The following is a 26271-nucleotide window of genomic DNA, read 5'->3' on the forward strand; positions in this document are numbered from 1 at the left end:
GGACAGGTACACCCCAGTTAAGCATCATTGACTTAACTGAGGTAGAAAAATGAAAGAACGAAAGAAATATTCGAAGGAATTCAAGCTAGACGCGGTCAGTCTGGTTCTTGAGCAGGAATATACTCGAAGGGAAGCAGCAAACAGTCTGGGCATCAATGCCCAAATGCTGGGGCGCTGGGTGAAAGAACATCAGGCAGAAGATGGGCAGGCATTTCGAGGCAATGGCAAGTTGAGTTCTGAACAGGAAGAAATCAGGAAGCTCAAGGCTCAGGTTAAACGCCTTGAGATGGAGAAAGAAATCTTAAAAAAAGCAACGGTATTCTTTGCAGCAGAAACGAAGTGAAATATTCGTTCATCACCCAGCATAAGAATGCCTATCCAATCAGCTTGCAATGTCAGGTTTTGGGTGTGAGTCGTAATGGTTACTACCAGTATCAAAGGGGCTTGGGTAACAGGCCAGACCGAATACATCAGGAGATGCTGGAGTGGGTTGAGGATATCGCCAAGAGTTCAGACTACACTTATGGCAGTCGCAGAATGAAAAAAGCCTTGAATGTCCTGGGCTATCCGGTGAGTCGGAATAAGGCAAGGAAGTTAATGCGTGAAGCCAATGTACAGGCGCGTCAGCGCAGGAAATATAAGGTTACGACAAACAGTAACCACCAGCAGTCGGTTTTTAACAACCTGCTCAAGCGAGAGTTTGCTGTGGCCCAGCCCGATCATGTCTATGCGGCGGACGTGACTTATGTATGGACCCAGGAAGGCTGGTTATACCTGGCGGTAGTGATAGACCTGTATTCACGTAAAGTGGTCGGCTGGAGCATGAGTTCCCGGATGAAGGCAAAGCTGGTCTGTGATGCATTGCAAATGGCGATCTGGCGACGTCGACCGAAGGGCGGATTGATTCACCACTCAGATCGTGGTTCTCAATATGCCAGCAAGGCTTTTCGGCGGTTACTCAAAGCCCATGATATCAATGGCAGTATGAGCAGGAAGGGTGACTGCTGGGATAATGCTGTAGTGGAAAGCTTCTTTGGCAGCCTCAAGCAGGAACGGGTGCATTGGAGAAGCTACCAGACACGTTACGAAGCCCAGCAGGACATATTGGAATATATTTCCATGTTTTATAATAGTACGCGGCTGCATTCATACCTGGATTATATGAGTCCGAATGATTTTGAGCAGCAAATGATGGCGCAGAAAAAAGCGGCTTAACTGGGTGTAACAAAATCCTTGACCACGTCAACCACTGTATCATCGTCAAAGTGCTCTTTAACCTGAGCGATTAATTCATCATCTACATTCCGCTCCGAGTGAGTAACCGCCTCGGCAAACTCCAGAGCGACGCGCTCCTTCTGGTCGAAAAGCAGACTTTCCTGCCATTTCCAAAGAGCTTCAATCTTGTCCTCTGGGATCCCGCGTTTCATTAGCATCGCCGAGTTGATATCAACGCAGAACTCACAGTGATTGATCTGGGAGACCCGGACGGTGATAAGGGATCTTAATGCCGGCGAGAGCGGCGAGCTTTTCCGGTCCAGCGCACCGTACAGCAAAGCTAATGTCGCGAAAACCCACGGCGAGCGCCCTCACAACATCGCCGGCTCAATCATTTTTCCGTAACGACGCTTTTGGTTCCAGAAGAACAAGCGAATAAATCAGGGATATTCCTTAACGGATTTGATTGAGACGTGCATAAAATCCTCGTGACTAACTGATTGACTGGCTTACAGCGGGCTTTTTTGCTTAACGATTAATGGAGGTCGATGTTCGCACCTGAAATCGTGGCCTGCCCCGTATTATTTCATCATGATGCGATATAGCCTCTAATCCATGACCATCGTTTTATTGGCTAAAAGCGATTCGGTCTATTTTAACCTCTTCTGATTTATATGATTGGTTCATCAGGCCAATCCACCGCGTCCATTTGATATCATCTACCAGGCAATCATTCCGCATCATTTCTATCGATGCGAATATCGATGAGAGTTGTAATAGCACCGTATATGGTCCTATAACTGGGTGTTTTTAGTGGATATATCCTTTATGCAGCATTATAAGTCATTGAATATTCAGAATAATGGTAGGGTAACCCCTTGAATCACCGCCCAAGGAAAAGGTTTTGTCAAGACCACTACTCGGTATGGATTATCCATGTTTCTCAATTAGTTACATGTCAGGATAAGCTGTTCGAAGCCACTTCTGATAGCGATTTTTTAAGTATAGTGGGGCAGGTCATTGAAGCTGGCCCTCGCCTAGGCTAAAGGTTATGGTGGCTAATCTGCGCTATTCTACAAGCTATCATCAGTGGCGTATTCCTAAGAATACCGCTACTACCACAATTCTCATTGCCAGGTTTCAAGTTCTATAAACGTTATCGGCTGGATTCTTCATGCTGAAAAAACTGACCTTAACAGCCATTGGCGTCACTATCATTATCGGCGCCATCTCATATGCCAAGCTTGGGCAGTTCAAGGCAATGAGCGAGGCGGCAGAAAATATGGCTCTGCCGCCGGAAACCGTAACTGCCATGACGTTAAACGAAGAGCAGTGGGAGCAGGTGATAGCCACCACTGCCACCGTATCGGCCGTGCAGGGGGTGACAATCGGTGCTGAACTCGGAGGCAGGGTGTCAGAGATCCTGTTCAAATCCGGTGCGGCGGTCAAGGAGGGCGATGTACTACTACTACTGGATACGTCCAGCGAGGCCGCGCAACTTGCGTCCGCCGATGCCGCCGCTTCTCTAGCCAAAGCAGATCTTAAGCGTGTGCGGAAACTGGGGAAACGTGACTTGGCCTCGGAGGACACTGTCGATCGCGCTGAGGCCGAGGTCAAAGAGACCGTTGCCCAAGTCGGTGTTATACGCGCGCTGATTGACAAGAAGACCGTTCGTGCCCCTTTCTCTGGCCGCCTTGGTTTGCGTTTGGTCAATCTCGGTCAGATCTTGCAAGAAGGGGATCCGATTGTGTCCTTGCAGACGCTGGACCCCATTCATGTGGACTTCTCGATCCCGCAGCAGCAGATCATGCACCTGAGTCAGAACATGCAGGTCCGAGTTACATCCGACATAGCGTCCGGAAAGACCTTCGAGGGCCGAATCGTTGCGGTCAACTCGGAAGTGGATGCCGCCACACGCAATGTCCGGGTGCGCGCGCTGGTGGCAAATCCTGATGGGAGGCTTCGCGCGGGCATGTTCGCCAACGTAGAAGTGGTGCTACCCGACAGGCAGGAGGTATTGCCGATTGCCGCCACTGCAGTGCTGTACGCGCCCTACGGTGACTCGGTGTTCGTAGTTGAGAAGCACAAGAATGACCAATCGGGTGAGACCGAACAGGTGTTACGCCAACAGTTTGTGCGCTTAGGGCGGGCACACGGCGATTTCGTCGATGTGACGGATGGCCTGACCTCCGGTGAGATAGTCGTAACCAGCGGTGTATTCAAACTACGTACTGGCATGAAGGTGGTGATCGATAACACACTGGCGCCCGAACCCAAGCTTGAGCCCAATCCTCGAGATTCCTGAGGCGCATCATCATGAACGGCTTGACTGATCTTTTCATCCGGCGTCCTGTACTTGCCGTTGTGGTCAATCTGCTGATCGTTATTGCAGGTTTCAATGCCTGGCATTCATTGAGTGTGCGCCAGTATCCGCTCAGTGAAAATGCCTCGGTGCAGATTTCCACTATCTATGTTGGGGCCAGCGCGGAGCTGGTCCGCGGTTTTATCACGACGCCGCTGGAGCGTGCCATCGGCGCGGCGGAAGGGATCGATTATGTGGAATCAAAGAGCCTGCAGGGAATTTCGATCATCACGGCAAGGCTCAAGCTCAACTATGACACGACCAAGGCCCTGGCCGATATCTCGTCCAAGGTCGATCAGGTGCGCAACGATCTGCCGATGGAGGCAGAGGTACCATCTATCAGCGTGCAATCGGCCGATTCGGAGTTTGCAGCAGCCTACCTCAGCTTCTCCTCCGATATCCTTTCCCCGGAGCAGATCACTGACTACCTGACACGCGTGGTACAACCTCGCCTGGCTGCGGTTACTAGTGTGCAACGAATTGAAATCTTCGGCGCGCGCACGTTCGCCATGCGAATCTGGCTAAAACCCGATCGTATGGCTGCGTTGCATATCAGTCCGTCTCAGGTTAATGAAGCGCTGACAGCCAACAACTATCTCGCCGCCATAGGCAGTACCAAAGGCGCACTGGTGCAGACATACCTTGCGGCAAACACCGATATGCATAGCGCGGAAGATTTCCGGCGTCTCGTCATTGATCAAAAAGAAGACACCATCATACGACTGCAGGACATCTCCGATATTGAACTGGGTGCCGAAGACTATGACACAGTGGTGCGATATTCAGGTCAGACCGCTGTGTTCGCAGGCGTGTTTCCACAGCCGAACGCCAACATCATCGAGGTGATCGACGGTGTACGGATCGAGTTGGACAAGCTTAGACGCGACATGCCCACGGGTCTCGATGCCAGCATTGGTTATGACGCATCCGAGTATGTCAGCAACTCCATCACGGAGGTCACACGTACACTCGCCGACACGCTGATGATCGTGATCGTGGTGATTTTTCTGTTTCTCGGCTCAGTGCGCTCGGTACTGGTGCCGGTGATGGCGATTCCGGTTTCGTTGATCGGTGGTGTTTTTCTGATGTACTTGTTCGGATTCACGTTGAACCTGCTCACGCTGCTGGCCATCGTGCTCTCTGTCGGTCTGGTCGTTGATGACGCCATCGTCGTTGTGGAAAACGTAGAACGGCATCTGCGCGAAGGGCGTACTCCGCGTGAGGCGGCATTGCTCGGGGCGCGGGAACTGATCGCGCCAATTATTGCCATGACCATGACGTTGGTTGCCGTGTACATTCCGATTGGTCTGCAGGGCGGCCTGACCGGTGCATTGTTCCGTGAGTTCGCCTTCACTCTGGCCGGCGCCGTTGCCATATCCGGTGTCGTTGCACTGACGCTGTCACCAACCATGGCGGCCAAACTCTTGAGCAGCGCACAGGACGAGGAGCACGGACTGACTGGCTGGTTGAATCACCGCTTCGATCGATTGCGCGAGGCTTACGGTCGAGCACTCGGGGCGACGCTAAATGCCAGACCCGCGGTTTATCTGGTATGGATCGTGGTGAGCCTGTGTACGATCCCTATGTTCACTTTCTCGCCCAGTGAATTGGCGCCTACGGAAGATCAAAGTGTACTGTTCGGTATCATCAACACCGCCGCCAACGCCACCACCGACCAGAATGCGGTCTATGGCGCGGCGGCCGAAAAGATCATGCTCGACACACCAGAATCTGCGCTGACCTTCCAGCTCCTGTTTCCGCCGTCGGTGGGTGCGACAATAGGTGCCGATGGTTTTAGCGGCATGGTGGTGAAACCCTGGGCCGAACGCAAACGAACGGTAACCGAGATACAGCCAGAGGTGCAGGCCAAGGTGTCGATGATTCCGGGGATTCAGGTGTTTATGACAACTCCGCCGGCACTACCCGGTGGCAGCAACTTCCCGGTTGAGTTTCTCATAACATCCACGGCCAATACGGAGCGTCTGCTGGAATTCGCCCAAATCATCCAGAAAAAGGCGGAGCAGAGCGGGCTATTTGCCTTTCCTCCAACCATCGATGTGAAGCTCGATCAACCACAGGCCACAGTGGTGTTCGACCGGGATAAGCTCGCCGCCCTGGGACTGCGGTTGTCGCAAGTGGGTGCCGATTTAGCGGTCGCCACTGGGGGCAACTTCGTCAACCGATTTAACATGGATGGTCGCAGTTACAAGGTTATTCCATTGGTTCAACGCACGGATCGCCTGAACAGCGAACAACTCGGTGACATCTATGTGGCTGCCCCCAACGGACAGATGGTGTCCTTGTCCGCGTTTGCACATGTCGAGCACTCGGTGGTGGCGCGCTCGCTCAATCGTTTCCAGCAACTCAATGCAGTCAAAATTTCCGGTGTGAGCACGCGCACGTTGGATGATGCACTGACCTTACTCGAGGACACTGCGAGAGAAATTCTGCCGCCCGGATATGGATTCGACTACACAGGTGAGTCTCGCCAGCTACGCACGGAGGGGAACAAATTTTTACCCGCCTTCTCATTGGCCGTGCTGATGATCTTTCTGGTACTAGCCGTGCAGTTCAATTCCTTCCGCGATCCATTCGTGATTCTGGCTGGCTCGGTGCCACTGGCGATGTTTGGAGCGTTGATCTTTACCGTGTTGAAAATGCCTGACCCCAATATACCGTACTGGACCAATGGCTGGACCACGACGATGAACATCTATGCAGAGGTTGGACTGGTCACATTGGTTGGGCTGATCGCCAAGAACGGTATCCTCATTGTCGAATTCGCCAACAAATTGCAGCAACAAGGCGTGAGCAAGCTTGACGCGGTACATGACGCAGCGATGATCCGCTTGCGGCCGGTGCTGATGACCAGCGTGGCCACCATCGCCGGTCATTTTCCGCTGGTGTTGGTAACAGGTGCCGGGGCAGCGGCCAGAAATTCCATCGGCCTGGTGCTGGTCGGTGGCATGGCTATCGGTACAATCTTTACACTGTTTGTGTTGCCTTCACTTTATCTGCTGATCGCAAAGGACAGATCCTCGGCTCAATCTGGCGAGCCCGCAGCTGTTCCTGACAGCCAAGTTGGCAGAACAACTACACTGAGCGAAGTGAGCGACTGATCGGTTGTATTATGACCCATACCAGCATCTCCTGATGGACGGGTAAAAGAAGATCCCCTTGTCGTGGAAGACGTGATAACAGCAGAAATTCATAAAATTTCACCCAACCAAACCGGAGAACGTCTGAATTTTCTTCCAGGAGGCTGTCGGGTTTATCCGTTTGAAGCGAAAATCACTGGGGGCGAATCAAATCAGTTTATCGAACGAGGCGAATAGTGGGCCTATTTAACGAGTTTGATAAGCTGAGTTGATCACCATCCAGAGGTTTGCAGCCAAACAGTGTTAAATCCGACAACCTCCTAGTGGGCCATGCGTAAAATAATGTAACTAAAACGTTAACGGTGTAAAATATGGAATGCGTTTACCTAAGACATTTCAGATTACTGATAAAGCCGCTGGGATTTTAAAAGAGTGGTGCCGATCAACAACCCTTCCTCATGGCCAGATCATGAGAGCCAAGATTATTTTACAACTCAGTGAAGGGATGACACCGATGGAAGTTGCAACTGCCCAAAGGACATCAGCGAAGACAGTGCACCGCTGGCGAAATCGATTTGAGGCCGAAGGCGTTGATGGACTACTTGAAAGAGTCCGTTGCGGACGTCCTACGGTCATAGACAAGGCGACTGTCGACAAAGTTCTATTTCTGACCACAAAAAGAATTCCACAGGAATCTACACATTGGAGCATCGAGTTAATGTCTCGATACGCAGAAGTGACACCTTGGCAGGTTCGTCAGACCTGGAAGGCTGCAGATCTGCGTCCACACCGGCTGAAAACGTTTAAGATCAGTAATGATCCTGAGTTCGCTGATAAAGTCATTGATATTGTCGGTCTGTATATGAATCCTCCTGAGAATGCAGTTATTCTCAGCGTGGATGAGAAGACGCAGATTCAGGCATTGGATCGTACCCAACCTGGACTACCATTGAATCCGAGCCGGATCGGCAGTCGCACTCATGATTACAAAAGACACGGCACCACCAGTCTTTATGCTGCATTTAACACACTGACTGGAAAAGTGATTGGCAAAGTTTCGGATCGAACGAACAGCAAAAAATTTCTATCTTTTCTGAAACTACTTGATAGACGCACGCGTGCAGACCGAGAATTGCACATCATTATGGATAATCTGAGTGCTCACAAGACAGAGGCTGTTCGAGAATGGGTGGCCTCCCGACCGCGCATCCACCTTCATTTTACGCCAACCAGTTCATCATGGCTCAATGCCGTGGAAGGCTGGTTCTCGCAACTTGAGCGACGTGCGTTATACCGAGGGGTGTTCACCAGCGTTCCAGAACTAAAGACTGAGTTGGAGCGGTTCATCAAGGTTCATAACAGGGAGAGCGCAAAACCCTTTAAATGGACTAAACCTGCCAGCCACATTCTGGCGGCTGTTGGGCGTGCAAAGAAATCATTACAGAATTAACCGCATGTCCCACTAGGATAATCCATCAGGAACATGACCAAGGAGGAAAGCTATGATTTCCATGTATGTTGGCCCTGACGGAAAATCACGCTGCGGATGGTGTGGTGATGCACCTGAATTTCTCGATTATCACGATAACGAGTGGGGCTTCCCGGTAAGCAATAATCAGCGGTTATTCGAAAAACTATGTCTTGTAAGTTTTCAGTCGGGATTAAGCTAGCGCACTATCCTCACTAAACGTAAGAACTTCCGTGCAGCATTCCACAATTTCGATTTCAATAAAGTTGCTCACTTTAAGGAACATGATGTCGAACGTCTGCTAAAGGATGATGGTATCGTACGTCACCGAGGTAAAATCGAAGCCGTCATCAACAATGCCAAGCTCGCGCAAGAACTCGTTAAACAGGAGGATTCTTTGGCGGCCTTTTTCTGGCGCTACGAACCCAACGTAAACAATCTGACCGAACCACAAACCGTTTCAACATCGGACGAGTCTGTTGCCTTATCCAAAGCCCTGAAAAAGATGGGTTGGAAATTTGTAGGCCCTACGACAGTGTATGCCTTTCTTCAGGCAATGGGGCTTATCAATGATCATTCTAAGGGCTGTATTATCAGAAGCTATTAACCCGGCATGTTAATAGATCATGATATACTGCCGTCATGAACAAAGAAGATGCCAGAAGCCTTCCTGCACTAGCCCAGGAAGAAAAACGCAAACAAGCAGTACGGATGCGCAAGCAAGGCCAGACCTACAAAGCGATAGGGGAATCAGTAAGGGTCCATGAGCGCACTGTGATCCGCTGGATCCGCACTTATGAAACCCAAGGTGATAAGGCTCTGAAGGCAAAGAAGCAGGGCCGGCCGATGGGAGCGGGAAGATGCCTAACGCCAGAGCAAGAAAAACAGATCCAAAAGCTCATCTCTGACAAGACACCTGATCAACTCAAGATGGCTTATGCACTGTGGACCAGAGAAGCCGTGAAGGAACTGATTGCTCAGGAATTCAAGATCAAACTGGCAATTAGGACGGTAGGAAAATATCTGTCTTTGTGGGGCTTCACCCCACAGAAGCCCTTGAAGCGGGCCTATGAGCAAAACCCCAAGAAAGTTGCCCACTGGCTGGACGAGACCTATCCTGAGATCAAAGCACAGGCTAAGGCAGAGAAGGCGGAAATCTATTGGGGAGACGAAACTGGGATGCGCAATGATAGCCAGCACGAACGGGGTTATGCACCCAAGGGAAAAACGCCCATTATCCATCTCAATGCCAAGCGAGCATCAACCAATATGCTTTCTGCCATTACCAACCAGGGTAAGGTGCGTTTCAAGATATTTGAAGGCAACATGAATGCGGATATCCTGATCGATTTCATGAAGCGACTGATCAAAGCAGCCAAGAGAAAAGTCTTCCTTATACTAGACAATCTACGTGTCCATCATGCCAAGGTTGTCAAGGAATGGCTGCAGGACAAAGGAAAACAGATTGAAGTTTTTTATCTACCTGCATATTCGCCTGAGATGAATCCAGATGAATATCTGAACTGTGATCTTAAGCATGGGGTGCACAGTGGGCTGCCAACCCGATCAAAGGAACAGTTAAAGAGCAAGGTCAGGAGTCATATGCAAATGCTGCAAAAGAAACCGGCTAGGGTTAGGAAGTATTTTGAGCATCCGCGTATTCAATACGCCGCTTAATATGGCTTATTATGATGCCGGGTTAATAAGTTGAAAATGCACGAAAGAAATTTAATCGTCCATAGATCAAAAAAAATGCTAAGAAAAGAAGCTCTCAAGCCTGAGTTCAAGCATTGATGTCCGTTTTGGAAGCTTGATTTCACCAAAAGCACCGATGCGAATATCGATGCGAGTTGTAAACGCACCCTATATGGCTCTAACTGCTTGATTTACTAAGGTATAGCCATATAAATATTTTATAAACAATAGGAAATAAAGATGAAAGCATGGGTAATCCTTGATTCATAGTCGCTTCATGGGCCAAGAAGGCTCGGCACTCAGGCATGATTATCATGAAACATTTCCTCACTATTCTCGCCTTATGGTTGGTTGTGACTTCGAGCTCTGCGGAAACACCCAATAATGGGATGGCTCCAAATTTTGATGTTAGACCCATTGGTTGGGTACGAAAGACAAACGACAGGACCATCATAGAAGTGGATAAGCAATACCAGTCGGCCCTGCTCGGTATCGAGGAACTGGACGCAATCTGGGTTTTGTACTGGTTCGATCGCAACGACACCCCGGAACTGCGTTCGATCCTCCAGGTTCACCCACGTGGCAATCCAGAAAATCCGCTACGTGGTGTTTTTGCCACCCGTGCCCCAGTTCGCCCCAATCTCATTGCCCTGAGCCGCTGCCGGGTCATCTCCGTTCATGGCAACGTTATTGAAATAGACTATATCGACGCCTTCCCTGATACGCCTGTACTCAATATCAAACCCTAGTCATCGGAACAGCCTCTCGAAAACCTGCCTGATATGCAGTTCTTAGCTCATCTTTTTAATAGGAGGCGGAGAGATGATTTCGTATCGCATTTGTCATTATTGTTCGCAGATTCATCTTTCGTTTCATTGGTAGCCTATCATTCTTCACGCAAAGCATGTGTGCATATTCTGGCCCATCATGAACACTGATTCTGATCCATCGTGAACACCTATTCTGGACGAACGTGAACACTCATTCTGATTGATCGTGAACGCTTTTGGCATTTCACCAGAATCACCGTTCACGATGCCAGAAACCCTTTCCACACATTGATAAAGCCTTGCTAACCTTGCCCGTTTTGACCGGGGAAGGCGATGCCAACAAAGAGACTATCAATGCGTAAATTAAGAGAGATATTAAGACTCCGGTTGTCTGCCCAGCTCAGCATGCGGCAAATCCGGGACAGTCTGCGCCTCAGCCTGGGTGCAGTGCAAAAAATCACCTGCAAAGCTCATGAACTGGGATTGGACTGGGAGGCTATCGAAAAACTGGATGATCGCCAGTTAGCCAATGCCATTTATCCTGAATCAGACACACGAACCTCTGGATCGTTACAGTTGCCAGACTGGAAAGATGTTTATAAGGAACTGCATTTTAAACATGTCACCAAGCACCTGCTCTGGGAAGAATATGCCCAGCAATACCCCAACCGCAGTTACAGCTATCCGCAGTATTGCCACTTATACAGTGAGTGGCTAAAAAAACAAAAACGCTCCATGCGCCAGACCCATAAGGCCGGTGACAAACTGTTCGTGGATTATGCAGGCCAGACCGTACCAATTGTTCAAGGTGATACCGGTGAAGTGCGCTTTGCCCAGATCTTTGTCGCGGTACTAGGCGCCTCCAATTACACCTTTGCAGAAGCTACCTGGACACAGGGCTTGCCAGACTGGCTGGCCAGTCATGCAAGAGCATTCGCTTTTATCGGTGGTGTTCCAAAATTAGTGGTTCCGGATAACTTAAAAAGCGGCGTTACCAAAGCCTGCCGTCACGATCCGGACCTCAACCCCAGTTACGAACAACTGGGTGCACATTACGGTACCGCCATTATGCCGGCTCGCCCCAGAAAGCCACAGGATAAAGCCAAGGCAGAAGTGGGTGTGCAAATCATCGAACGCTGGATACTGGCTCGCTTACGCCACCATACCTTCTTCTCCCTGGCCGAGTTGAACCAATGTATCGTTGCCTTGTTGGCTGACGTTAACAAAAAACCTTTTAAACAACTGGAAGGTTCACGTCAGGAATGGTTCCAGTCAATCGACAAGACTGCTCTGTCTCCATTGCCGAAGCACACCTATGAATATACCTATATTAAAAAGGTGAAGGTCAACGTGGATTACCATGTGCAGTATGAAAAGCATCTGTACTCTGTGCCCCATCAGCTGGTTGGTGAGCAGTTGGAAATCCATACCAAAGACAAACTGGTAGAGATCTTCTTCCACAACAAGCGGGTGACCAGCCATGTACGAAAATACTGCCATGGCATGACCACCGTTCCTGACCACATGCCCAAAAAACATGAGAAACATCATCAATGGTCTGCTGGACGGTTGATGAACTGGGCCAAGGATCTGGGTGATGAGGTTCTCATCTGGGTAAAAAGCATACTGGCTCAAAAGCAACATGAGCAGCAGGCATACCGTGTCTGCCTGGGTCTGCTGAATCTATCCAGAAAATACGAACCTGACCGGCTGAATAAAGCATGTGCGATTGCCAATCATCACCAGCTTTATCGCTTAAAGCAGATCAAATCCATCCTGCAAAGCAATCAGGATCAACTGCTGCCGGCATCAAAAGAGCAGCTCTCTTTATTACCCCAGTCACATGAAAACATCCGTGGCCCGAAGAGCTTCCACTAAACCCAAAGGAAACCATAATGTTAGATCAAACCATTACACAGTTACGACAACTCAAGCTCAGTGGCATGGCCAACGCACTGGTAACTCAGCAGGAGCAGCCTGGCACTTACGAGGGCCTGTCCTTCGAGGAGCGCCTGCAAATACTGGCAGATAATGAACTCAATGACCGGGAGCATCGCAAGCAACAGCGTTTATTAAAAGCGGCCAAGCTCAAAATAGCAGCCAACCCTCAAGACGTTGATTACCAGCATCCCAGAGGGCTGAAGAAATCCCTGGTGGCCAGTCTACTGCAATGTGACTGGATCAATAAAAACCAAAATCTGCTGCTGACCGGTCCTTGTGGCAGCGGAAAGACTTACATTGCCTGTGCGCTGGCTTATGCTGCCTGCATGAAAGGTTACCGGGTCAAATACTATCGACTATCCCGGTTGCTGCTGGAACTCGCACAAACAAAAGCCGATGGCAGTTACAGCAAAGCACTGCAAACACTGGCCAGGCTCGACTTGCTCATCCTTGATGACTGGGGACTGGAGCCGCTCAACGCTGCACAGCGAAATGATCTCATGGAAATAATGGATGACCGAAATGGCAGCACATCAACGGCCATCCTCAGCCAGTTGCCAACGAATCAATGGTATCAGTCCATCGGTGATAATACGTTGGCTGATGCCATTCTGGATCGGCTCATGCATAACGCCCACCGGATCACGCTGAAAGGCGAATCTTTACGGAAGCGGCAAGCCATAACTTGACTGATCGTGAACACTTGAAGTAAAAATACACCGAGCCCTATGTGTGGTTAGGTTGGGTGTTCACGATCACCAGAATCAGCGTTCACGTTCGCCAGAATACGCAGCATGTGGGATCCGGCAGACGGGAATGGGCTCCATCTTGTGTCTATTGCTGCTGTTGAGCTTCCGAAAAATGGTCAGCACCTTACGCTCCCGCTCAGAAAGTGCGTTTTCATCCCCGCTAAACTGCATAGCCCACTCAAGTTTAGGATAACTTGCACCGATCTGATCCTCGTCTGTCCGGTCATCGTGCCACAAACCATCGGTTGGCGGTGCCTCGAGAATTTTGTCATTTACACCAAGCTCTCGACCCAGCGCATAAACCTCGGTCTTGGTAAGATCAGCAATTGGGCTCAAATCGACACCACCATCACCATATTTGGTAAAAAAACCGACTCCAAAGTCTTCAACCTTGTTCCCAGTACCAAGCACGAGGAGGTGTTTGTAAGCTGCAAAATAGTAGAGCGTCGTCATACGCAGGCGAGCGCGGGCATTCACCAAAGCCATATCACGCAATGCCTCATCCTCCACGGGAGGTAGCACATGGATTAGCCCATCAAAGACATTTGTCAACGGCACCTCAATAGAGGTGATATTAGAGAAATTGGTTTGTAAAAACTCAATGTGACGCTGTGCGCGATCCACCAGGTTAGCACTCTGATGGATAGGCATCTCGACGCAAATAAGCTGACGTCCAGTCCTTGCGCCAAGTACTGAAGTAACGGCGGAATCAATTCCGCCTGAAACACCGATAACAAAGCCCTGTGTACCTGAATTCTCCACATAAGTGTCGAGCCAGTTAGTAATATGCTCAATGACTTTAACAACCTGCATATTCCCATCCTCAGGTGTTCAAATGAAAAGTCCTACTATCCCCAAGCCTTGCTGTTAGACAAGATATATCTTCACGTTAAGAAAATATCATGACTCGATATCCATTAGTGACTAGTAGATTGATTTTAGATAGTGAGGCTCAATTGTAAGATCAAGCAACTACTAACAAGTGATATTATTGAACCAGCAATAGATTCGTTCGAAAAATGACCGATGCGACTCCAAATCGCACCCTATATGGTTCTAACTGCTTGGTTTACGTGGATATACACACATTGACCATTTTTAAGCAATTGATATTACAGATAAAAGCATGGGTAACCCCTTGATTCACCGCCCAAGGAAAAGGTTTGGCCAGAATTTCCTTCACGACACTTCTGTCATCCATAGAATCGTTCACGCGATTGATCCCCAAATAGGCGACAATCTGGTTGAGATCGGCCCCGGACAGGGTGCAATAACGCTTGAACTTCTGCCGATCATTCGAAAAATGCAGGTGGTGGAGCTGGACCGGGATCTGATCGAGCCGCTGGCACGTCGTTGCGGCCCGCTTGGTCAAATCAGGATCCACAACGCAGATGCACTGAAGTTTGATTTTGGGACGCTGGCCCAACCCGATCGCCCGCTACGGGTAGTCGGCAACCTGCCCTACAACATCTCAACCCCAATTCTTTTTCATCTATTGCAATATGCCGACAACATCAAAGACATGCACTTCATGCTGCAGAAAGAGGTGGTGGAGCGCATGGCCGCCGGACCCGGCTCAAAAATCTACGGCAGACTGTCGATCATGCTGCAGGCGAAATGCGAGGTCACCCGGCTGTTCCACATCGGACCTGGCGCCTTCAATCCGCCGCCAAAGGTCGACTCTGCTTTTGTACGCCTGATCCCTCATATTAAACCTCCGGTGCAAATCGATGATGAAACTCTGTTTGCACAACTTGTGACCCAGGCCTTCTCCCAGCGACGCAAGACCCTGCGCAACAGTCTCTCAAAAATCGTTACGCCGGAGATAATACAGAGCGCAGGCATCGATCCCGCCATCCGCCCCGAACAGTTGCCGCTGGCGGCCTTTGCGGAACTGACAAACCTGGCTTGCAAAGCCCTGGACTAATCCCTATATATTGATACTCCAGGAACGTATCAATGCAGAAAAAATAAATTAAGGCGAATGGACATGAGTGAGGAAGGAAAGCATCCGGATAAGGACGAAGCTACAAGTGAAAACCCTCTGACCCGCTCAAACGAGGTCATGCCCAGTGTCATTCATCTGCTGCCTGTCACCGCCCGTCCTTTCTTTCCCGGCCAAGTCGTTCCCCTGCTGATGGAGTCGCAGAGCTGGATCAGCACTATGGAAGCGGTGGGTGATACCGAACAGAAGATGCTTGGTGTCGTGCTCACCCACTCCAAGTCAGCAGAAACCGCTCTACCCAACGAATTCATGAAAATCGGCACTGTCTGCCGGGTACACCGTGTCCAGCAGTCGGATGACCGCCTGCAAGTCCTTGTGGAGTGTCTGCAACGGTTCCGCATCGTGCGAATGATCGGTGACACGCCGCCATTCACCGCCCAAATCGAATATCTGCCCGAACCCAGCCGCAAGCAGGCCGATGAGATCAAGGCCTATGCCATTGCGGTGATCAACACCATCAAAGAGCTATTGCCGCTCAATCCTCTCTATGCGGAAGAGCTGCGCATGTTTCTCGACCGGTTTGGACCAGAGGATCCCTCGCACTTGACCGATTTTGCCGCCAGCCTGACCACCTCCGACAAAGTTCAGTTGCAGGCCGTGCTTGAAACCCTCAACCTTCTGCCGCGCATGGAGAAGGTGCTGGAACTGCTGCATAAGGAGTTGGAACTGGCCAAGGCACAGGCATCGATCCGCAAAAGTGTCGAAGAGAAGATGGATGGCCAGCAGCGTGAGTTTTTTCTGCGAGAACAGCTGAAGGCGATACAGCAGGAACTCGGCATCGAAAAAGATGACCGTACCGCCGAACTGGAGAGATTCCACGAGCGCCTCAACGGACTGACCCTGACCGAACAGGCACAGAACCGCATCGACGAGGAGATGGAGAAACTCGCCATGCTGGAAACCGGCTCTCCGGAGTATTCCGTCACCCGCAACTATCTCGATTGGATCACCCTGCTGCCCTGGGGTGTCGATTCAGAAGACAAGCTCGATCTCGAATTTGCCCGCAAGGCCCTGGATAAAGACCACTATGGGCTGGATGACGTCAAAGAGCGCATCCTCGAATTCCTTGCCGTCGGCATTATGAAAGGGCAGATTGCCGGTTCCATCATTCTGCTGGTGGGCCCGCCCGGCGTGGGCAAAACCTCCATCGGACACTCCATAGCAGAGGCACTGGGGCGAGAGTTTTTCCGCTTCTCCGTCGGCGGCATCCGTGACGAGGCGGAGATCAAGGGGCATCGCCGCACCTACATCGGCGCCATGCCGGGTAAATTCATCCAGACAATGAAAGAAGTAGGCACTGAGAACCCGGTGATCATGCTCGATGAGATCGACAAGATCGGCGCCTCTTACCACGGCGATCCCGCATCCGCGCTGCTGGAGGTACTCGACCCGGAGCAGAACAGAGACTTTCTTGACCACTATCTCGACCTGCGGTTCGACCTCTCCAAGGTGCTTTTCATATGTACCGCCAATCAGTTGGATACGATTCCCGCGCCACTGCTCGACCGTATGGAGATGATCCATCTTTCCGGATATATCGCCAGTGAGAAACTACAGATTGCACGTAAGTACTTACTTCCTCGCCAGCTCAATAAAGCAGGACTTAAACGCCGCGACATAAAACTCAACAGCCCCAGTCTTCGTGCCATTATCGAAGGATATGCACGGGATCCAGGCGTGCGCCGACTGGAGAAACAGATCGGCAAGATCGTGCGCAAATCTGTGGTCAAGATCCTTGGCGGAGAAGAAACCCCCATCGATGTGCCACCCGAGGTTTTGAACGATTATCTCGGTGGTCCGGTTTTCCGTGATGAACGCAATATGAGCGGACCTGGCCTGGTAACCGGACTGGCTTGGACCGCCATGGGTGGCGCCACCCTTAATATTGAAGCTGTGCGTACCCACACCTTCAATCGAGGCTTTAAGCTGACCGGCCAGTTAGGCGATGTCATGCAGGAGTCAGCTGAGATCGCCTACGGTTATATCCTCAGTCACGCAGAGGCCTTCGGCGCCGATCTCGGTTTTTTTAAAAGAGCCTTCATCCATCTGCATGTGCCGGCTGGCGCCACGCCTAAAGACGGCCCCTCCGCCGGCATCACCATGGCATCCGCCCTGCTCTCTCTGGCCCTCGACAAACCAGTGCGGCATCTCGCCATGACCGGAGAACTCACCCTTACCGGCCAGGTCTTCCCCATTGGCGGCATCCGGGAAAAGCTGATCGCTGCCCGGCGGGCCGGCATCCGCGAGCTTATTCTGCCGGATGATAACCGCAGCGACTATGAAGAGGTGCCCGACCATATCCGCAAAGGGCTAAAAGTCCATTTTGTCTGCAGCTTCAAGGACGTGTTGCCGCTGCTGTTTGGTAGCTAGTGCTCTATCAGGTTGATAGGGCACTAGGTGTAAGGTGTAGGCTGGTTCAAGCGCAGCGGAACCGGCAACCGCATCCGCTCTGTCAATTCAATAGCGCCCGATCCGCTGCGCTTGATCGTGCCTACACGCTTCTCAGCTGAACACCCACACATATCAGAAACCCCATTAATGGCAGCTTGATAATCGTCAATGCCAACCTATAGTGCGCCATTTATGCTTCGGCTTTTGAAAATCGACAGGCATCATGGCAGTTATTCAACTCGGCGAACGCCCGCCAACACCAGACAACAGCAACAGTCTCGTCCCATTTGCACTCGGATTCCGGCCATTTTTTATCCTCGCCGGTCTTGGCGCCGTGCTCATCCTTGGCTCTTGGCTCGGAATCTGGACAGGCCACATTCCGGCCCCCGGCTACTATGGGATGATCAGCTGGCACAGTCATGAAATGCTGTTCGGCTATACCAGTGCAGTGATCGCAGGTTTCCTGCTGACCGCTGTACGCAACTGGACCGGCATCGACACGCTAATCGGCAAACCCCTTGCCATACTCGCTCTTGTCTGGCTTGCTGGACGGCTGGCGCCCTTCATCCCCATTCTGCCCAATCCCGTGATTGCGATTAGTGATCTCGTGTTTCTGCCGCTCTTTGCCGTGGCGCTCTACGGCCCCTTGATGCGGGCACAAAACAAGATCAACCGTGTTTTTCTGCCAATGATCGGCGTCATGACTCTGGCTAATCTGTTGGTACACGCCCAGTCACTTCATCTCTTTGAGACAGCAACCCAGGGCAATGACCTGATGCTTAACACGGTGCTGTTGCTGTTGATTCTAGTCAGCGGACGGGTGCTCCCCTTCTTCACAGAGAAGGCCGTAACCGGCTCTCAACCCCGATTTAATCGCAACCGGGAGCGCCTGGCGTTTGGCGCAATCATCCTCTGGACACTTGCCGAGCTGCTTTTCCCCAATCCCTGGCTGCTCGGTATCCTGGCGCTCACCGTCGCCTTTTCACAGCTCTGGCGCCTTATCGATTGGTACCACCCCGGCATCTGGCAGGTACCGATTCTCTGGGTGCTGTTTACCGGCCTTGCCTGGTTTGCCCTGGGCTTCCTGTTGAATTCGCTGGCCAGCCTGGAACTGTTCCCGGCGAACCTTGCCACTCATGCACTCACCACCGGTGCTGTCGGGATATTGACCCTTGGCATGATGTCCAGGGTAGCGTTGGGACACACGGGGCGTTCATTGCAGCCACCCAGACTGGTGGAACTCAGTTTCATTGCAATCAACCTTGCGGTTGTGCTGCGTGTTTTCGCTCCCTATGTTGCTCCGAACCAATACGGCCTCTGGATACAGCTCTCAGGGGGGCTGTGGGTGCTCTGCTTCCTGCTCTTCATCCTCTTCTATCTGCCGGTACTTTTGAGGCCTCGTATAGATGGTCGTCCGGGCTAGCCGATAAAGATTATAGTTAAATACTATGCAGTCACACATTCGATAGAATTATTTACTGTTGACTATTTAATAAATTACTAATATTCTTTTGTACCAGAAGGCAGCAGCACCGCTTTCAAAAGGTTTTCAAACAAACATCCATGAGGATTACAAAAATGTCTAAGATTGTTAAAGCCGCAGCAGCTGCTGCTCTGATCGTTGCTTCCGCTTCTGCTTCTGCCTGGTGGGGCGGTCCTTGGGGTAACCGTGGTTGGGACAACAATGGTTTCGGTGACGGCTGGGGCGACGGTTCTGGTGACTTCAGCTTCGGTATGAGCGGAAGTGCTCGTGGTTCTGGCTATGGCCGCGGCTACAACCGTTACAATGACTACTACGGTTACGGCGCTCCTTACGGTTACGGCGCTCCTTACGGCTACGCTCCTTACGGCGCACCTGTTGCACCTGCTGCTCCTGTAGCACCTGCCGCTCCTGCCAAGTAATCACCTTTGGTGATCGCTGACAGTTAGCGAAGGCACATCACATGTGCCAATCCACACAGGCGGACATTTTGTCCGCCTGTGTGCGTTTAGGGCCTCTATTTTCCACCACCCTGCAATAAATCCAAACCGACATCTTCTTCAAGCCAGATTCCAGGAATCCATAGTAAATGCTGGCCAGCTGATTGCCATACGCCTGCAATCCTTCCCCATAATCACCCATCGAATCGTCAAACAGCCGTAATTGACCCTCCTTTTTCAACCAGTACGTTATTTTTCAGCGTCAGCTGGAAATTGCACACCAAAGCCCCCACCTACATGATCCAGCCAATTCCCGGAAGGATCTTCCGGCCAATGAACTTTTTAGTCACCAGATAAGGTGCCCATACAGGTACACCGAAGCGAAGGAGGGTACGTTGTTACTGTATGAGATTGCAGCCAAGGCTCTTGCATAGATCCTAGCTTTTTGGCGGAAGTTAATAATAACGGCATCACTACGCTGAAAACTGCGGGGCGATGCGAGCGAGTCTTGAAGCAATAATCTCCGATATAATGTCGGAGTCAGACTTTTGGTTGTAAGCAATCCAATTCAGGGTTGTTAAAAACCACACCTGCAACAGACTGTGGCATTCACGATAATTGATGATTATTTAAATTGGGGTACTAGCATGTACGGAACCACCGGCTTAATTTCAAGTCTTTTAGGCGCCTATCAGATGTCAGAGGTATCCGATAATATTGATTGCAAAACATTTCGGCTCCTTCCCATTTAATCATGGCAATGGAAAATTTGGGGTCTATCGCAGACTACAGACAGAAAAGACAAGTGAGACCTCCAACTGCGGAAAAATCTGTGGGGCGTTGGATTGGTATCTTCGCGAGTATGAGTTCGCGAGCAACAATATTTTTCTCTACCAGAAAACGGCAAACACAAAGTTATTGTAGACAATCTGATGCTGCATGCAGATCGCAACGAGGGCCTGTTGCTCAAGTTAGATAAAATTGTAAAAGTTGACTCTCAAGGTCATCCAATACCGGAAATGTCAAAAAGCACCGCAAAGGTTTTTTCCGCCTCGCCGACTTTGCTCGAATATCTTGAAGATTATGAATGGAAACCGAGCCACGGTGAATCGATCGGCGACCGCCTGCATCCCGACCTTTTCTTTTATAAACGGGAAATCAGCCAGCATGGTGAGGGACGGGATCATCTGGAGAAAAACCTTATCGACGTCATGCCCTATATTGTTACATCACAATGGCCTGCACTCACGGCTGCACAGGCAAACACCCAGGTGGAGTTTGACCGGGCCTTTCGAACCATCCTTCAGGAACCCACCTACAATAATAAAAAGATCTTGTTCATATCAGGGCTGAATGTAGATATCTCACCACAGGAAGGACGGGTGTTCCCCCTTACAAAGTTCATTCCATGGGCGGCTTACGTCCAGGACGAACATGGAAATCATCAGACATGGGAACAGGCTGAACTCTATGAACAACTACAAGCGCAGCCACCAGAGAACCCGGATCAGGTTGACCTGGAGACGGCTATCGAAATCATGGAGAAGGCAAAAGAGATACAGTTACCCTTTTAGCAAGCAAAAAGGGGACAGCGCATATTGTTGGGTTGCGGCCCAAAAGAGAGCCTAACCCAACCTACCCAGGCGGGTTGTCATCCCGGACAGGTCTGCTTTATCGAATGGGCAAGCCGCCAGTAACAAAAGCCCGCGAAAAGCGGGCCCTGTGACAGTTTATGTTTTAGAACGGAATATCGTCATCAAAATCATTATCGGGCATCGGCGCAGCTGCAGGCGCGGATGCTTGCGGCTGCGACGGGGCCGACCGTTGTGGTGCAGGTGCGCTATCGAAAGAGGCACTGCCACCACCCCGGCTGTCGAGCATCTGCATCTCGCTGGCCACAATCTCTGTGGTATAGCGATCCTGACCATCCTGCCCCTGCCACTTACGGGTACGCAGACTGCCTTCGATATAGACCTTGGAGCCCTTTTTCAGATACTCGCCCATGATCTCACCAAGGCGGTTGAAGCCTACCACGCGATGCCACTCGGTTCTCTCCTGCTGCTGGCCTGTACTCTTGTCTTTCCAGCTTTCGGACGTTGCCACTGTGACATTGGTAACAGCTCCACCACTAGGCATGTAACGGGTCTCGGGGTCTTTACCCAGATTGCCGATCAGGATTACTTTGTTGATTCCTCTTGCCATTTTTCCTCCTTAGACTCCAAGATTTGCAGCTTCCCTGCCTGTGGAGCGCTGTATAAATTTGATGGGTTCAACTCCCCTGCTCCAAAAAAACAGGGGTGGGGTCTAGAATAACTGATTTATGCCTCAGAGACACAATAGGGATCCAGCGTAGATTCATCAAATAAGGCCAAATCCACTTTCAGATAGGCGATACCATCCTCGACGATGACAACTGCCTGAGACACGCCATCAACCTCGGTCAGCTTTCCTTCGAGCAGGCTGGCCTGTTGTAGATCCATACTGCCGACCGGCAGGAGGAAGTTGCTGAGCTGCTTCGGGTCGCTCATGCCCCGCGCGATCAATAGCCAGAGCAGGGCAACCCCACCACAGAAGAGGAAGACCCCTTCAATACCGAACCGAGTATGCACCCAGCCACCCAGCAAGCCACCACCGAAAGCGCCGATGAACTGGGAACTGGAGTAGACACCCATCGCCGTGCCTTTGCGCTCACCCGGCGCCATCTTGGCGATAAGAGATGGCAGCGTCGCCTCCAGCAGGTTGAACGCGGTAAAGAAGACCAGCAGCCCCACTGCCATGCCGATCAGACTGCTCTTGAGAAGATAGAGTCCGAACAGGGACAGCATCAGCGCCGCAACGGCACCGATGAATACAGATTTCATCCGCTGCTTGCTCTCTGCGGCAATGATAAAGGGGACCATCGCCCCCATGGCCAGCAACATCACCGGCAGATAGACTATCCAGTGACTCTCACTGACCAACCCAAGATCGCGCAGGACCAGCGGATAGGCCAGGAACAGCGCGGTAAGAATCATATGGAGGGCAAAGATACCAAAATCGAGGCGTAACAGTTCCGGCTCCGCCAGCACCTTGCCAAACTGCCCCGGCACGGCCTCTGCATCGCGATGAAACACGCTCTTCGCCGGTGTCGGTACCACAAACAAAACCACCAAAATCCCGCTCAGGGCAAGCCCGGCAGTCAACCAGAAGATACCTGGGACGCCGATCCAGCTGTTGAGCACGGGTCCCAACACCAGGGATACCGCAAAGGCGAAACCGATGCTCATGCCGATAATCGCCATGATGCGCAGGCGCCGCTGCTCGCGGCTGAGATCAGCGGCCAGCGCCATGATAACCGCAGCTATCGCCCCGCCACCCTGCAGGGCGCGTCCAAGAATGATGCCCCAAATATCATCGGCAGATGCAGCCACCACGCTGCCAAACGCGAATATCAGCAGGCCGGCGATGATCACAGGTTTACGACCGACGCGATCGGAAAGCATGCCGAAGGGAATCTGCAACACAGCCTGGGTCAGACCATAAACACCAATGGCCACACCAACCAGCAAGGGGGTCACATCTGCCAAATCTTCGGCGTAGAGGGCAAAAACCGGCAGAATCAAAAACAGACCCAGCATGCGCAGGGAAAATATTCCTGCCAGAGAAAAGGCTGCACGCCGCTCAACCGGGTTCAGGCCCGATGCACCATCCCCTGCTTTTGTCATAACTGATCCACTTTGCCACTCACTAAAAAGAGCGCGTATAGTAGCAGGTTCGCCCAAATAGATGCACACCGCTGAAAATGCGGTTTTACGGGCCTCAGAGCCGCGAAACAAAAGATGGAAACAATCCGAATTCGTGGGGCCCGTACCCACAACCTGCAGAATATCGACCTCGATCTGCCCCGTGACAAGCTGATCGTCATCACCGGTTTGTCTGGTTCCGGTAAATCATCCCTGGCCTTCGATACCATCTACGCCGAGGGCCAACGACGTTATGTGGAATCACTCTCTGCCTACGCACGGCAATTTCTGTCGCTGATGGAAAAGCCCGATGTGGACCATATCGAGGGACTTTCACCGGCCATCTCCATCGAGCAGAAGACCACCTCTCACAACCCGCGCTCCACCGTCGGAACCATTACCGAGATCTACGACTATTTGCGTCTGCTGTTTGCCCGCGCCGGCACCCCACGCTGCCCGCAACACGATAGCGTGCTCGAAGCACAGACGGTCAGCCAGATGGTGGACCAGGCGCTTTCCCTGCCTGAAGGCAGCCGCCTGCTGTTGTTGGCTCCGGTAATTTCCGAGCGCAAGGGGGAGCACCACAAGCTGCTGCAGGAGATGCATGCCCAGGGTTTTATCCGCGCCCGTATCGATGGCGAGATCTTTGAGCTTGATGAACCACCGGTGCTGGAGCTCAACAAGAAACACAACATTGAAATCGTAGTGGATCGTTTCAAAGTGCGCCTCGATCTGGCAAACCGGCTTGCAGAGTCCTTTGAGACCGCACTCCATCTCTCCGACGGCCTTGCCCGGATCGCCTGGATGGATGAGAGCGGCGAAGAACTGGTCTTCTCCTCCCGCTTCGCCTGCCCACAGTGCGGCTATAGCCTGCCGGAACTGGAGCCCCGTCTCTTCTCCTTCAACAACCCGGTGGGGGCATGTCCCACCTGCGACGGCCTGGGAGTAGAGCAGTTTTTTGACCCGGAGAAGGCGGTCGCCCACCCCGAACTCCCTCTGGCTGGCGGTGCTGTGCGGGGCTGGGACCGCCGCAACGCCTACTACTTCCAGATGATCACCTCTCTGGGCCGCCACTACGATTTTGATCCCGAAACACCCTGGGAGGAGCTGCCGGAAAAGACACGCAGAGTTATTCTCTACGGCAGCAAGCGGGAGTCCATCAAGTTCAGCTACTTCAATGAACGGGGCCGCTCCACCACCAAGACCCACCCCTTCGAAGGTATCATCCGCAACATGGAACGCCGCTATCGGGAGACCGAATCCAACGCGGTGCGCGAGGAGCTTGCACGCTATATATCAAGCCAATCCTGCCCTGAGTGTGGCGGTACGCGTCTCAATGAAGCAGCCCGTCACATCTTTATCCTGGATCAAAATCTGCCGAGATTGACAGCACTACCCATAGGCAAGGCTCTCGGTTTCTTCTCTACTCTGGAACTTCCCGGCAAGCGAGGAAAGATCGCTTCCAAAATAGTGAGTGAGATAGAGCAACGACTCAGTTTTCTGGCCAATGTGGGCCTCGACTATCTGACCCTCGACCGCAGTGCAGAAACGCTCTCCGGCGGGGAAGCGCAACGCATCCGTCTCGCAAGCCAGATCGGCGCAGGCCTCGTGGGTGTCATGTATGTTTTGGATGAACCCTCTATCGGCTTGCATCAGCGGGACAATGAACGTCTGCTGAAAACGCTCAACTATCTGCGTGATCTGGGCAACACCGTCATCGTTGTTGAACATGACGAAGAGGCGATCCACATGGCCGATCACGTGGTAGACATCGGACCCGGTGCCGGGGTGCATGGAGGCCGAATCATTGCTGAAGGCACGGCAGCACAGATCACAGAAAACACCGAATCACTCACCGGCCAATATCTTGCCGGTGTAAAGTCGATAGCGATTCCTGACTCACGCACACCCAGCGATCCCGAGCGGCAACTTCAGGTAACCGGAGCACGCAGTAACAACTTGAAGTCGGTCGATCTCTCCATCCCGGTCGGCACCTTTTGTTGTGTCACAGGGGTCTCCGGCTCCGGCAAGTCGACCCTGGTCAACGACACCCTGTACCCTGTCTGCGCTGCCGTTTTAAACGGGGCCAACACATCCCCGGCACCACACGACGAGGTGCTTGGCCTAGACCTCTTCGACAAAGTGGTGGATATCGACCAGAGTCCTATTGGGCGCACTCCCCGCTCTAATCCAGCCACCTACACCGGCCTCTTCACCCCGATCCGTGAACTCTTTGCCGGCACTCCTGAATCCCGCGCGCGCGGCTATTCACCAGGACGCTTCAGTTTCAACGTCAAAGGAGGGCGCTGTGAAGCCTGCAGAGGCGATGGCGTCACCAAGGTGGAGATGCACTTTCTGCCCGATATCTATGTGCAGTGTGATATCTGCAAAGGAAAGCGGTACAACCGCGAGACCCTTGAAGTCAAATACAAGGGAAAGACTGTCGACCAAGTGTTGAACATGACTGTGGAGATGGCACTTGAGTTCTTCGACGCAGTCCCGTCCCTCAAGAGAAAATTGCAGACTCTGATGGATGTCGGCCTCTCTTATATCTCATTGGGACAAAACGCTACCACACTCTCCGGCGGTGAGGCACAACGGGTCAAGCTCTCCCGTGAGCTATCGAAACGCGATACCGGCAATACGCTCTACATCCTTGATGAACCGACAACCGGGCTCCATTTTCATGACGTAAAACACCTGCTGGAAGTGCTCCACCGCCTACGTGACCACGGCAACACCGTAATAGTCATCGAACACAATCTCGACGTCATCAAGACTGCCGACTGGGTTATCGACTTGGGACCGGAAGGGGGGGATAAAGGCGGTGAGATTATTGCGACCGGAACCCCGGAATCCGTGGCGAGTATAGCCGCATCCCATACCGGCCGCTATCTGAAACCATTGCTTGAGCGAAAACGGTAGGCCGGTTCAA

At 51.7% G+C, this 26271-nt stretch carries 17 protein-coding genes and 2 pseudogenes; 15 read left to right on the forward strand and 4 right to left on the reverse strand.

Features of this window, described 5'->3' with window-relative positions:
• Positions 1-49: 49 nt before the first annotated feature.
• Positions 50-1215, forward strand: a protein-coding gene (locus HPY30_07225) for an IS3 family transposase (GenBank protein QYZ65801.1) whose coding sequence is annotated in 2 segments (ribosomal slippage) — positions 50-311 and positions 311-1215 — 1167 coding nt in all. Because the reading frame shifts where the segments join, the coding sequence is not laid out codon by codon here.
• Here the strand turns inward: HPY30_07225 and HPY30_07230 are convergent.
• A pseudogene (locus HPY30_07230) lies at positions 1212-1694 on the reverse strand (carboxymuconolactone decarboxylase family protein). The gene HPY30_07225 and the pseudogene HPY30_07230 overlap by 4 nt on opposite strands.
• A gap of 695 nt (positions 1695-2389) precedes the next feature.
• Here HPY30_07230 and HPY30_07235 point away from each other — a divergent pair.
• The 8 genes and pseudogenes from HPY30_07235 (at position 2390) to HPY30_07270 (ending at position 13238) form a co-directional block, all read left to right on the forward strand.
• Complete coding sequence (locus tag HPY30_07235) at positions 2390-3520, forward strand: efflux RND transporter periplasmic adaptor subunit (GenBank protein QYZ65802.1); 1131 nt, start codon at positions 2390-2392, stop codon at positions 3518-3520.
• 11 nt (positions 3521-3531) lie between these two features.
• On the forward strand, positions 3532-6696 hold the full coding sequence (locus HPY30_07240) for an MMPL family transporter (GenBank protein ID QYZ65803.1): 3165 nt from the start codon (positions 3532-3534) through the stop codon (positions 6694-6696).
• A 355-nt stretch (positions 6697-7051) separates the two neighbouring features.
• Positions 7052-8125: an IS630 family transposase gene (locus HPY30_07245; GenBank protein ID QYZ65804.1), complete on the forward strand. Its 1074-nt coding sequence runs from the start codon at positions 7052-7054 to the stop codon at positions 8123-8125.
• Between the two features lie 52 nt (positions 8126-8177).
• A pseudogene (locus HPY30_07250) lies at positions 8178-8750 on the forward strand (DNA-3-methyladenine glycosylase I).
• Between the two features lie 35 nt (positions 8751-8785).
• A complete protein-coding gene (locus tag HPY30_07255) occupies positions 8786-9820 on the forward strand; it encodes an IS630 family transposase (GenBank protein QYZ65805.1) in 1035 nt (344 codons plus the stop codon).
• Between the two features lie 407 nt (positions 9821-10227).
• Positions 10228-10587, forward strand: a complete 360-nt coding sequence (tsaA, locus tag HPY30_07260; protein ID QYZ65806.1) for a tRNA (N6-threonylcarbamoyladenosine(37)-N6)-methyltransferase TrmO — start codon at positions 10228-10230, stop codon at positions 10585-10587.
• A gap of 354 nt (positions 10588-10941) precedes the next feature.
• Positions 10942-12486, forward strand: a complete 1545-nt coding sequence (locus tag HPY30_07265) for an IS21 family transposase (protein QYZ65807.1) — start codon at positions 10942-10944, stop codon at positions 12484-12486.
• 14 nt (positions 12487-12500) lie between these two features.
• Entirely contained in the window at positions 12501-13238 is a 738-nt protein-coding gene (locus HPY30_07270) for an ATP-binding protein (GenBank protein ID QYZ67944.1), read from the forward strand.
• 75 nt (positions 13239-13313) lie between these two features.
• Here HPY30_07270 and nadE read toward each other — a convergent pair whose 3' ends face one another.
• A complete protein-coding gene (gene nadE / locus HPY30_07275; GenBank protein QYZ65808.1) occupies positions 13314-14111 on the reverse strand; it encodes an NAD(+) synthase in 798 nt (265 codons plus the stop codon).
• Between the two features lie 325 nt (positions 14112-14436).
• Between nadE and rsmA the strand changes: the two genes are divergently transcribed.
• The 5 genes from rsmA (at position 14437) to HPY30_07300 (ending at position 21188) form a co-directional block, all read left to right on the forward strand.
• Positions 14437-15225, forward strand: a complete 789-nt coding sequence (gene rsmA / locus HPY30_07280; protein QYZ67945.1) for a 16S rRNA (adenine(1518)-N(6)/adenine(1519)-N(6))-dimethyltransferase RsmA — start codon at positions 14437-14439, stop codon at positions 15223-15225.
• A gap of 57 nt (positions 15226-15282) precedes the next feature.
• Entirely contained in the window at positions 15283-17673 is a 2391-nt protein-coding gene (lon, locus tag HPY30_07285) for an endopeptidase La (GenBank protein QYZ65809.1), read from the forward strand.
• Positions 17674-17917: 244 nt separating this feature from the next.
• A complete protein-coding gene (locus HPY30_07290) occupies positions 17918-19117 on the forward strand; it encodes an NnrS family protein (protein QYZ65810.1) in 1200 nt (399 codons plus the stop codon).
• A 155-nt stretch (positions 19118-19272) separates the two neighbouring features.
• A complete protein-coding gene (locus HPY30_07295; protein QYZ65811.1) occupies positions 19273-19596 on the forward strand; it encodes a sulfur globule protein CV1 in 324 nt (107 codons plus the stop codon).
• 1037 nt (positions 19597-20633) lie between these two features.
• Positions 20634-21188: a hypothetical protein gene (locus tag HPY30_07300; protein QYZ65812.1), complete on the forward strand. Its 555-nt coding sequence runs from the start codon at positions 20634-20636 to the stop codon at positions 21186-21188.
• Positions 21189-21351: 163 nt separating this feature from the next.
• Here the strand turns inward: HPY30_07300 and ssb are convergent, their stop codons facing one another.
• Together ssb and HPY30_07310 are read right to left on the reverse strand one after the other, a co-directional pair.
• Positions 21352-21816: a single-stranded DNA-binding protein gene (gene ssb / locus HPY30_07305; protein ID QYZ65813.1), complete on the reverse strand. Its 465-nt coding sequence runs from the start codon at positions 21814-21816 to the stop codon at positions 21352-21354.
• Positions 21817-21932: 116 nt separating this feature from the next.
• The gene (locus tag HPY30_07310; GenBank protein ID QYZ67946.1) at positions 21933-23231 is read right to left on the reverse strand and encodes an MFS transporter; all 1299 of its coding nucleotides are present in this window, start codon (positions 23229-23231) and stop codon (positions 21933-21935) included.
• 201 nt (positions 23232-23432) lie between these two features.
• Here HPY30_07310 and uvrA point away from each other — a divergent pair, with 201 nt between their 5' ends.
• Positions 23433-26261, forward strand: coding sequence for an excinuclease ABC subunit UvrA (gene uvrA / locus HPY30_07315; protein ID QYZ65814.1), 2829 nt, complete (start codon positions 23433-23435; stop codon positions 26259-26261).
• Positions 26262-26271 lie beyond the last annotated feature (10 nt).

The sequence above is a fragment of the Gammaproteobacteria bacterium (ex Lamellibrachia satsuma) genome, assembly GCA_019623805.1.
Classification (GTDB): domain Bacteria; phylum Pseudomonadota; class Gammaproteobacteria; order Chromatiales; family Chromatiaceae; genus QGON01.